The organism is Tangfeifania sp. (assembly GCF_055108615.1).
Window position 1 is genome coordinate 1 of sequence record NZ_JBSQIC010000105.1, and the last position, 10,445, is coordinate 10,445.

Genomic DNA, 10,445 nt, shown 5'->3' on the forward strand with positions numbered 1-10,445 from the left:
CGCTTTAAACGGATTCAAAAATTAGCAATAAATTATTCCTGATTTAGAAAAATTGTCTGTTCACGGTCTGGCCCAACTGAGGCAATCGAAACCGGAATTTTCATTTCGTCCTCTATAAAACTGATGTAATTATTCAGTTCTTCGGGGAATTCGTTTTGTGATTTAATTTTTGTAAGGTCGGTTTCCCATCCGGGAAGTTCTACATAAACCGGATTTACAGCGTCAGTTAATTCAAATGGAAAATGTTCCACCACCTCGCCGTCAATTTCATAACCCACGCAAACTTTTACAGTGTCGAAACTATCGAGCACATCGGCTTTCATCATTATTAGTTCGGTAACTCCGTTAAGCATTGTTGCGTATTTCAGGGCAACAAGGTCGAGCCACCCGCAGCGGCGCGGCCGTCCGGTTGTTGAACCGTATTCGTGACCTGCATCGCGCAGTTTCTGGCCGGTTTTTTCATGCAGTTCGGTGGGGAAGGGACCCATTCCCACGCGGGTGCAGTAGGCTTTAAAAATGCCAAACACATTGCCCACTTTTTGAGGGGCAATTCCAAGCCCGGTGCATGCGCCGGCACAAATTGTATTTGAACTGGTTACAAACGGATAAGAACCGAAGTCGATGTCGAGCAGCGTTCCCTGTGCGCCTTCAGCCAGGATGGATTTATTTTTATTTATCAGTTCGTTGATAAAATGTTCGCTGTCAATAATCTGGAAAGACTTAATCAATTCGATGGCTTCCATCCAGTCTTGCTGACAATCTTCCAGAATCTTTTCATAATCGTATTTATAGAATTCCTTAAGCAGAATTTTGTGATTTTCTGTACGTGAATTGTATTTCTCATCAAAGTTGTGAATCAAATCGCCTACCCGTAAACCTTCACGCCCAACTTTGTCTTTGTAGGTCGGGCCAATTCCTTTGAGTGTGGAGCCAATTTTGGTTTTTCCTTTTTTCTCTTCCGAAGCGGCATCGATAATCCGATGGGTGGGAAGAATTAAATGGGCTTTTTTTGAAATGTAGAGATTTTTACTGAGGTCGAGTCCCAGTTTTTTCAATGCGTCAATCTCCTTTTTAAAAACAATCGGATCGATTACAACTCCATTCCCAATGATGTTTATTTTATTCTCTCTGAAAATTCCTGAAGGAATGGTGTGTAATACTTGTTTTATGTTGTTGAATTCCAGTGTGTGGCCGGCATTCGGACCTCCCTGGAAACGGGTAATGACATCATACTTCGGAGTCAATACATCAACTACTTTTCCTTTACCTTCGTCGCCCCATTGCAGGCCCAGTAATACATCTACACTCATGTTTTTTATTTTGATTTACAAACGAAACCGTGAAAACGTCATCCGTAAGGAATCGTTTTCACGGCTAATATTTTCAGGCATTAAAATTACAAATATTTTAATACGGAAGCATAAAAAAATCCTTCCATCGGGAAGGATTTTATTTATTATTAAACAAATGTTTTCGAATTATTCTTCTTTATTCATCGATTGCCCGTAAATATAAAGTGTGTGGTGCGATAGTTTGAAATTATTTTTTAAACAGGCATCTTCAATAATTTCCCGAATTCGGGGGTCGTAAAACTCCACCACTTTCCCGTTTGAAGTGTCGATTAAATGGTCGTGTTGCATGGTGGCAAAAGCTTTTTCAAACTGTGCTATGTTTTTTCCAAACTGATGTTTTACAACCAGTTTGCACTCGAGTAGCAAATCGATTGTGTTGTATAAAGTGGCTCGGCTCACCCGGTATTTCTTGTTCTTCATCGAAATATAGAGCGATTCGATGTCAAAATGCTCTTCACGAGAATAAATTTCATCAAGAATTGCAAATCTCTCCGGAGTTTTTCGATGGCCGTTTTTCTCCAGGTATTCTGTAAACATGTTTCTTACGGTCTCCCTGGTTTTGTGGCTATTCATATTTAAACTAATTTTAAATAGGATTCAAAAATAGAAATTTTTTTTGATTTTTTAGACTAAATAAAAATTAATCGTTGAGGTTTTCGTCACGTGAAACGCGGTCGATTCCCCTGATTTTTTTCAGCTGTAAAATGAGTTCGTTTAAGTCGTCGGCATTGTGGATGTAGATAAAAACATCGCCTTCGAAAACGCCGTCGTGTGTGTCGAATTGAACAGAGCGCATGTTTATGCTGTGTTGTTTTGAAATTACATTGGTTACCTCGTTAACAATGCCCACTCTGTCGAATCCTTCGAGGCGGAGTCGGGTCAGGTACGATTGTTTTTTGAAGCGTGTCCATTCGGCAGCAATTATGTTGTCGCCATGGCTCGACAAAAACTTTTCAACCTCCTTGCAACCCCTTTTATGGATAACAACATGGTCGTCGGTACTCAGGTAACCAACCACTTCGTCGCCGGGGATTGGATTACAGCATTTGGCCAGCGAATAGGTAATGTTGTCCTGGGCTTCCTTAAGCACAAAAGGTTTTTGCTTATCAATTTTTTTCCCGTTCTTTTTCGGGTTTTTTTCTTCAACCGGTTCGGCCTTTTCTTCTTTATTTTTCCGGTTAAAAGTAATGTTCCAGTATTTTACCAGTTTGTTGGGTGATTTTTTTTCCAGTATTTCGTTTAAATTTTTGAGTTCCAAAAAACCCATTCCCACTTCAGAATAGAGTTGTTCTTTATTGTTGAGATTATAATGCGCAATAATTTTTTTGAGGTTATTGGATGTTAACGGGGCTTTCGTTTTTTTTACTGCTTCATCAACAATTTCTTTTCCTTTTTCAATGTGTTTTTTCTTTTCGAGTTTAAAAACACTTTTTATCTTGCTCCGGGCTTTGGCCGTGGTGGCATATTTTAGCCATTCGAGTTTTGGTGATTGTTTTTCAGAGGTAAGAATTTCAACCTGGTCGCCATTTTGCAGCACATGACTGCTGGGTACCAGTTTGAAATTTATTTTGGCACCAATGCATTTGTTGCCCAGTTCGGTGTGGATTTCATAAGCTAAATCTACAACTGTTGCTCCCTGTGGCAACGAAACCATATCGCCTTTTGGCGTAAAAACATTAATTTCGGCTGAATATAAATTGAGTTTGAAATCGTCGAGAAATTCAAAAGCATCGGAATCGGGGTTTCTGATGTGGTCGCGGATTCTTTCAATCCAGGTGTCCAGCTCACTTTCAAAAGTGCTGATATCTTTGTAGCGGTAGTGTGCGGCAAAGCCATATTCCGCAATTTCGTCCATTCGTTCAGTTCTGATTTGTACTTCCACCCACATTCCCTGAGGCCCCATAACGGTAACATGTAACGATTCGTAACCGTTTGCTTTGGGCATGGTAATCCAGTCGCGGATGCGGTCGGGGCGGGGTTTGTAAATGTCGGTAACCAGCGAAAGAACATCGAAACATTGTCGTTTCTCCGATATGCCGGGTTTAGGTTTAATTACAATTCTTACTGCTAAAATGTCGTAAATTTCATTGAAAGTGACCCCCTTTTTTTGCATTTTTTGCCAGATGGAATAGGTTGATTTCAGCCGGTGGGTAACATTGCTATCAATATTTTCTTCTTCAAGTTTCTCATTAATGGGACGAATAAACTCGTTTACCAGGTAGTTGCGTTTTTCTTCCTGGTTGTGGAGCATGTATAAAATTCGGTTGTATTCCTCGGGGTGTTTGTGTTTGAAACTAAGCTCTTCCAGCTCGGTTTTAATGGCGTAAAGCCCGAGCCGGTGCGCCAGCGGAACATACAGGTAAAGTGTTTCGCCTGCAATTTTTATTTTTTTATGCGGGGGCATCGAATCGAGGGTTTGCATGTTGTGCAGGCGGTCGGCAATTTTGATGAGGATAACCCGGATGTCATCAGAAAGGGTCATCAGCATTTTTTTGAGGGTGAGTGCCTGGCGTGAGTCAAAGTCGCCCGAGAGTTTGGTGAGGCCGTCAACAATGCGGGCCACTTTTTCGCCAAACATATTTTCAATGTCGGTAATTGAATATTCGGTGTCTTCGGCCACATCGTGCAAAATAGCAGCCGAAATAGAAGTGGCCCCTAGCCCTAAATCGACAGCTACAATTTTGGCAACGGCAATGGGATGAATAATGTACGGTTCGCCCGATTTTCGTTTAATGCCATCGTGCGCAGCATTTGCAAAACGAAATGCTTTTTCAATTCGTGCAAGCCGTTCTTCGTCGAATTTATGACGAATAGCATTCAGGAAATCCTGGTAACGGTCTTCAATCTGTCGTATTTCCGCTTTTGTAAAGTGTTGCACTTTGTTTTCCCTCTCCTAATAATTCAATTTTCCGCTCAATAATCAAGCCCTAAAAGTCCTTATTTTTTTAAATTCTACCAAAACAATGCCAATTAAAAAAGAGGATTATTTTTTGTTTCCAAAAAGCGTATTTTCTACCGTTTCACAAATAATATGTCCGATTAAAAGGTGTATTTCCTGAATGCGGGGAACATTTGTTGACGGAATTTTTATGATGTAGTCAGCAAGTGCCGTCAGTTTACCACCTGTTTCGCCGGTGAGGGCAACGGTTAAAATACCCAGTTCACTTGCCTTTTCAAAGGCTGAAACAATGTTTGGTGAGTTTCCCGACGTGGAAAGCCCGATTAAAACATCGCCTTTTTGGCAGAATGCCTCGATATAGCGGGCATACACTTTTGTGAAATTATAATCGTTTGAAACAGCCGTAACAAACGAAGGATTGACATGGCAGGCTTCTGCAGGAATCGGTGCCCGGTCGATATTGAATTTTCCTGACAATTCAGCTGCCAGGTGTTGAGCTTCGGCGGCACTTCCACCATTTCCGCAAAATACGGTTTTGTTTCCCCGGCGGTAGGCTTCGGTTATGGTTTCCGAGACTGAATTTATTGTTTTTATTATTGAATAGCTTTTTAGTGTTTTGGTCAAAAGTTCGTTTAGTTCATTAAAACGATTTTTAATATCACTCATGGTTTAGTTCCTTAAACAGTTCATAAATTGTTTCTGTCATTTTATTCCACTCAAAACGCTTTTTTTCCTCGATAATGTTTCGTGAAAAAAGTCCGGCATAGTTGTTTTTAAAAAAATCTTTCAGCGCATTTTTAATCTTAATTTTTTGCGGTGGCACAACGTAGCCTACTTTCCCGTGAGGAATAATTTCTGAAAGCCCGCCAACATCGGTAACAAGCATTGGTTTGTTGAAATGGTAGCCAATTTGTGTAACACCGCTTTGTGTTGCCGATTTATAGGGCTGGGCCACAATATCGGCCGCATTAAAATAATTTTGAACTTCCGGGTTGGGGATGTAACCGGTTTTTAAAATTACCTGTTCCTCTAATTTCAACTCATTAATCAGTTTTAGGTATTTTGCTTCATCGGCATAAAATTCGCCAGCCACGATCAGCTTAATTTTATTTTTTACGAAAAACGAATCGGCAAAAGCTTCCAGGAGCAAATCAAGCCCTTTGTAGTCTCTAATGAAGCCAAAGAACAAAATATACCTGAAATCAGTATCCAGATTAAGCTTTTCAAGGGCTGTTTCGCGGGATTCAATTTCACCATAGTGATCGTAAACAGGATGAGGTGTAAATTTTTTGGGTTTCTTTTTGTCGAAAAGTGTCAGGTCGTTCAACACGCTTTTCGACATGGCAATAAACCCGTCCACATTTTTTATGAAATAATTGCTGAGGAATTTGTCGCCGGGCCTGCTTTCGTGAGGAATGATATTGTCAACAATCGAAATAATTTTTGTGTGGCCATTTTTCCGAACGGTTTTGCAAATAGTGCCCAGGCTCATTCCCATGAAAGGAAGCCAAAACCTGACAATCAGCAAATCGGGTTTCGATTTTTTTATTCTATTCCCCACCTGGAACCAGTTGAAAGGATTTACAGCGTTCACATCGGATGATATAGGGAAGATGAAGCTGCGTTTGTCGTCAGAAAACTGTGTTTTGCCCGGGAAAAGTATTTTGGGGTACTGTAACGAAAATGAAACAATGTTTACCTCGTGCCCCTCTGCAACAAGTTGTTTGGCAAGTCGTTCGTTAAGTGCTGCTATTCCACCTCTCAGCGGATGCGCGGGTCCAAGAATGGTTATTCTCATGTGAAATTTTTTTCGAGTTCCTCGGCCACAAATTTATCAATTGGAAAAGATAATTCAGCTTTCTTCAAATCTTTTATTTTTATCCACCTGAAACTCTGGTTCCCGTTACTCAGTTCTTTAAAATCGAATGGTTTTTCTGAAATTTTAAATTTTACCGGTGGTTTCAAATCGGCCAGGTAATAGATGCTGATGAGTTGCGCGTTTTCATAAAACAAAGCTTTTTGAAAGAAATCGGTAGTGTAAAAATGGCGGATGTTTTCAATTCCCTGGCCGCTGCATTCTTCCCTGATTTCACGCTTCAGACAATCAACGGTTCCTTCGCCGAATTCCAGTCCGCCACCTGGGAATTTTGTCATTTTCATATCCATCTGAAATTCATCGGTAAGCAAAACTTCTTTTTTTTCGTTCAGAATCAATCCGTAAACACGAATTATAAAATTGTTCTGGTTACTCATTTGCAATGATTTTATTTTCAATAAATGAAATTATTTCATCGGTCTGATTTGGCTTAAACCAATTTGTGTCAGTGTCTTTCCTGAACCACGTAAGTTGTTTTCGGGCGTATCTTCTCGAATTCCGTTTAATCAGTTCAACAGCTTTTTCTTTTGAAATTTCTCCGTCGAAATGCGCGAATAACTCACGGTAACCTACCGTGTTCAATGCATTGAGGTGTTTGAATTGGTAAAGTTCACGGGCTTCATCTACGAGTCCATCCGCAACCATTTTATCAACCCTTGCGTTAATTCGGAGGTGAAGTTCCTGCCGGTCGCAGTTTAAGCCGATTTTCAGGATTGAAAACGGACGTTTTTTATTTGGTATGGTCCGGAATGAAGAATAGGGTTTCCCTGTCATCAAACTAATTTCGAGGGCGTGGATAATGCGTGCCGGGTTTTTAAGGTCCACTTTGCTGTAGTAATCCGGATCAACTTTTTTTAGCTGCCTGCGCAAATTTTTTAACCCTTTTTCTTTTAGTTGAGCTTCTAAATTTGCACGCAACTCCGGATCGGCATCGGGCATTTGGTCAATGCCTTTGCAAACCGCATCAATATAAAGCATTGAGCCGCCTGCCATTAAAACGGTGTTGTGTGTCAGGAATAATTTTTCAAGCAGAGCCAGGGCCTCGGTTTCAAACCGGCTGGCGTTGTAGTTGTCGAAAATAGAGTGGGAATGTATAAAGTGGTGTTTCACTGCTTCAAGTTCGGTTTTTGTGGGGGCCGCGGTTCCTGTTTTGAGTTCGCGGAAAACCTGGCGCGAGTCGGCTGAAACAATTTCGGTGTTAAAATGACGGGCAATTTCAATTCCTGCTTTGGTTTTTCCTATTCCAGTAGGGCCGGTAAGTACAATTAAATGTTTTTGTTTCATGCTGTAATATAGGGCAAAATTATTTTTGGCAAAAAAAAGACTGCCCAAAATAAATTGAACAGTCTGTAATAAAATTAGTGCCTTTCCGTACAGGTAATGCAAGATTTAGAAATCTTCCATTTCACCGAAAAGTTCGTCGTAATCTTCAACAACACCAAAATCCATAAAAACCTCTTCTTCCTGAAGTCTGATAGCCTCCTTCGGCTCTGGTTCTTCACCGAGGACCTGTACGGGGGTGTCACCCTGCTTCAGAGTGACAAACGGTTCTTTGAGATTTTTTTCCATAATAATACCAGTTAGTTCTACAAACAATGATCTGTCGTTAAAAAAATCAAAAGTGTATATGAGTTTTTGTCCTTCTGTTTTAAGTAAATCAGCCAGTTTTGTTTTCTGCATTATATAATACACCCCGTTATTGGTTCCCAAATCAAGCATCGATATCTCTTTAAGTTTTTTCCATGATCCATTAGAGATGAAAAATGATGCCAGTTGATAGGTTTCGTATCCCAGGCTTTTTTGGATGACGGAGTGAAAGTCGGAAAACAAATGTTTACCGTCCAGTTCCACTTCCATGTGGAAGTTTTTTGAATCCTGCGAGGTGATTTTAAAATGATAAATCATAGCCTTCAGTAAAATCTTGGTTCAAATTTATAAATGATTTCTTTTTAAATGCAAGTATTTATTTTGGGTATCTGTTCGATAAAATTGATATTGTATGGTTTTAGGCCCGGGTGTTTTTTGACAGGATATCCTCCAAAAAACTGATTTTTAACCAACTTCAGCTTTATTCTTCGTTATTTTTTATTCCCGGCGCATCGATTTTTCAGCTCATTTAAAAAATGTTAAAAAATGCCGGGTGGGGTAAATTCTCGAACAAAAACGTCACCTGTTCGTTAAATTCACCTCAAAACAGGCAAAACACGAAATGTAATTTTCGGCATCTTTTCTTCACTAATACCTGTTAAATTGTTGCAAATTATCTAATTTTACTTTGGAAAATTTGAAAATAAACAGTTTTAAAACTATTTTATAACACGTGAATTTTTGAAAAATATTGTAATTTATTATTTTACAATATTTTTCAAAAATTCTTCAAAAGGTCATCTGCTCTTTTCATCGCCCTGAAGGACGGTGCTGTTTTTAAATAAAAAATATGTTGAAGTAGAACTAACTTGTAAAGAAAAATTATGCGCCAGGTTACTCTTTTTGCTGAAAATATGAGGATTGCACTGCAGTCGGTGAGGAGTAATTTGCTCAGGACCGTGCTTACGGTTTTAATCATTGCCGTGGGCATTACTGCGCTTATCGGGATTTTAACAGCAATTGATTCGATTAAAACTTCCATAACCAAAGAATTTACGTTTATGGGAGCCAACACCTTTACTATTACCAGCCGCGGAATGCGTGTGCAGGTTGGGAATAACAGGTACCGCACAAAAAATCATTCTTATATTTCGTTTTATCAGGCAAAAGCATTTAAAGAACGCTTCGATTTCCCGGCATCCACGGCCATTTCGGTGTATGCTACCGGTAATGCCACAGTAAAATACGGTTCTGAAAAAACAAACCCGAACATTGGCGTGAGGGGAATTGACGACAACTACCTGTTCACGGCCGGTTATGAAATTGATTTGGGAAGGAGCTTTACCGGTTTTGAAATAGAGTCGGGGAGGAGTGTGGTGATTTTGGGAAGTGAGTTGGTGAAGCAGCTTTTTGGCGTTAACGAAAATCCGCTGCAAAAAGTAATAAGTATCGGCAGCGGAAAATATAAAGTAATAGGTACGCTCAAAAGTAAAGGCAGTGGTTTTGGCAGCAGCAACGATTTAATTTGTTTCATTCCATACAGCAATACCCGGAATTATTTTTCGAGACCAAATATGAATTTCGATGTCCAGGTCAAAGTCAGCCAGCCCGAAATTATGGATGTGGCCATTGGGCAGGCTGAAGCTGTTTTTCGCAATGTGCGCGGGCTCGATCCGTTGGATGAAACCGATTTCAATATTGAGAAAAGCGACAACCTGGTAAATATTCTTTTAAACAATATCAAAAACATCACCCTGGTTGCAACTATTATTGGATTTATTACGCTTTTTGGTGCCGCGGTGGGGTTGATGAATATCATGCTGGTGTCGGTTACCGAGCGCACCCGCGAAATTGGAGTACGGAAAGCGATTGGTGCCAAGGCCAGTACAGTGAAACAACAATTCCTGATTGAAGCTGTAATAATCGGCCAGATTGGCGGGGTTTTGGGTATTGTTATTGGAATTTTTATCGGGAACATGGTTTCGGTTATGATCGGCTCAACTTTTATAATTCCCTGGGTGTGGATTATTACCGGCGTGATTCTCTGTTTTGTGGTGGGAGTGGTTTCCGGGTACTATCCGGCGCAAAAAGCTGCGGGGCTCGATCCGATTGAATCGTTGAGGTATGAATAAATTATATCCATCAAAAATATAACAATATGTCATACGTAAAAATTTGGATTCATGCAGTTTGGACGGTCAAAAATCGAAAATCAATTCTTACTTCAGGTATAAGGCAGGATTTATTTGACCATATTCATCAAAATGCTTTGTCGAAACAAATTTTGATGGAAATAGTTGGCGGGCATCATAATCATGTGCATTGTCTATTCCGGCTCAGAAATAATCAAACCATAGAGAAAGTGATGCAATTATTAAAGGGTGAATCTTCTTTTTGGTTTAATAATAGTAATTTTAGCCGTTTTAAATTGAATTGGCAAAAGGAATATTTTGCAGTAAGTGTGAGTGAATCTCAGGTCGGTAAAGTGAAGAATTATATTTTAACGCAGGAAGAACATCATAAAAAGAAATCCTGGGAAGATGAATACAAAGAGTTTATTGAGAAATATGGTTTTGTAGTTTTTAAAGACACAGATTAAACGCTAAAGCCAACAAAAATGGCAGGTTGTTACACACCGGGCTAAAGCCACGGTGTAACAAAAAGGAATTTTATTCTTCCACGGTTTCTCTCATAAGTATTTTTTCAGAAAGTCAGTTGAACAATTGCCTCA

The 10,445-nt window shown here is 39.8% G+C and carries 10 protein-coding genes; 2 read left to right on the plus strand and 8 right to left on the minus strand.

Translation table 11 applies throughout. The annotated features are described in order from the left end of the window. Positions 1-32: 32 nt before the first annotated feature. The 8 genes from ACTCNA_RS16170 to ACTCNA_RS16205 form a co-directional block, all read right to left on the minus strand. Positions 33-1,310, minus strand: a complete 1,278-nt coding sequence (locus tag ACTCNA_RS16170; RefSeq protein ID WP_462948974.1) for an adenylosuccinate synthase — start codon at positions 1,308-1,310, stop codon at positions 33-35. A 168-nt stretch (positions 1,311-1,478) separates the two neighbouring features. Continuing rightward, positions 1,479-1,925: a Fur family transcriptional regulator gene (locus tag ACTCNA_RS16175; RefSeq protein WP_462948975.1), complete on the minus strand. Its 447-nt coding sequence runs from the start codon at positions 1,923-1,925 to the stop codon at positions 1,479-1,481. Between the two features lie 67 nt (positions 1,926-1,992). Then, positions 1,993-4,230 carry a RelA/SpoT family protein gene (locus ACTCNA_RS16180; protein ID WP_462948976.1) on the minus strand — a complete coding sequence of 746 codons (2,238 nt, stop codon included), beginning with the start codon at positions 4,228-4,230 and terminating at the stop codon, positions 1,993-1,995. Between the two features lie 105 nt (positions 4,231-4,335). After that, a complete protein-coding gene (locus ACTCNA_RS16185) occupies positions 4,336-4,917 on the minus strand; it encodes a D-sedoheptulose-7-phosphate isomerase (RefSeq protein WP_462948977.1) in 582 nt (193 codons plus the stop codon). Beyond that, complete coding sequence (locus ACTCNA_RS16190; protein ID WP_462948978.1) at positions 4,910-6,049, minus strand: glycosyltransferase; 1,140 nt, start codon at positions 6,047-6,049, stop codon at positions 4,910-4,912. The genes ACTCNA_RS16185 and ACTCNA_RS16190 overlap by 8 nt, the downstream gene beginning before the upstream one ends. Continuing rightward, a complete protein-coding gene (locus tag ACTCNA_RS16195) occupies positions 6,046-6,504 on the minus strand; it encodes an NUDIX domain-containing protein (protein ID WP_462948979.1) in 459 nt (152 codons plus the stop codon). The genes ACTCNA_RS16190 and ACTCNA_RS16195 overlap by 4 nt, the downstream gene beginning before the upstream one ends. Next, complete coding sequence (gene miaA, locus ACTCNA_RS16200) at positions 6,497-7,411, minus strand: tRNA (adenosine(37)-N6)-dimethylallyltransferase MiaA (RefSeq protein WP_462948980.1); 915 nt, start codon at positions 7,409-7,411, stop codon at positions 6,497-6,499. Before miaA ends, ACTCNA_RS16195 begins: the two co-directional genes overlap by 8 nt. 105 nt (positions 7,412-7,516) lie before the next feature. Continuing rightward, a complete protein-coding gene (locus tag ACTCNA_RS16205; protein ID WP_462948981.1) occupies positions 7,517-8,032 on the minus strand; it encodes an IS1096 element passenger TnpR family protein in 516 nt (171 codons plus the stop codon). 596 nt (positions 8,033-8,628) lie between these two features. Here ACTCNA_RS16205 and ACTCNA_RS16210 point away from each other — a divergent pair. Further along, positions 8,629-9,846, plus strand: a complete 1,218-nt coding sequence (locus tag ACTCNA_RS16210; protein WP_462948982.1) for an ABC transporter permease — start codon at positions 8,629-8,631, stop codon at positions 9,844-9,846. A gap of 26 nt (positions 9,847-9,872) precedes the next feature. Continuing rightward, entirely contained in the window at positions 9,873-10,313 is a 441-nt protein-coding gene (tnpA, locus tag ACTCNA_RS16215; protein WP_462948983.1) for an IS200/IS605 family transposase, read from the plus strand. The last annotated feature ends 132 nt before the right edge of the window (positions 10,314-10,445 follow it).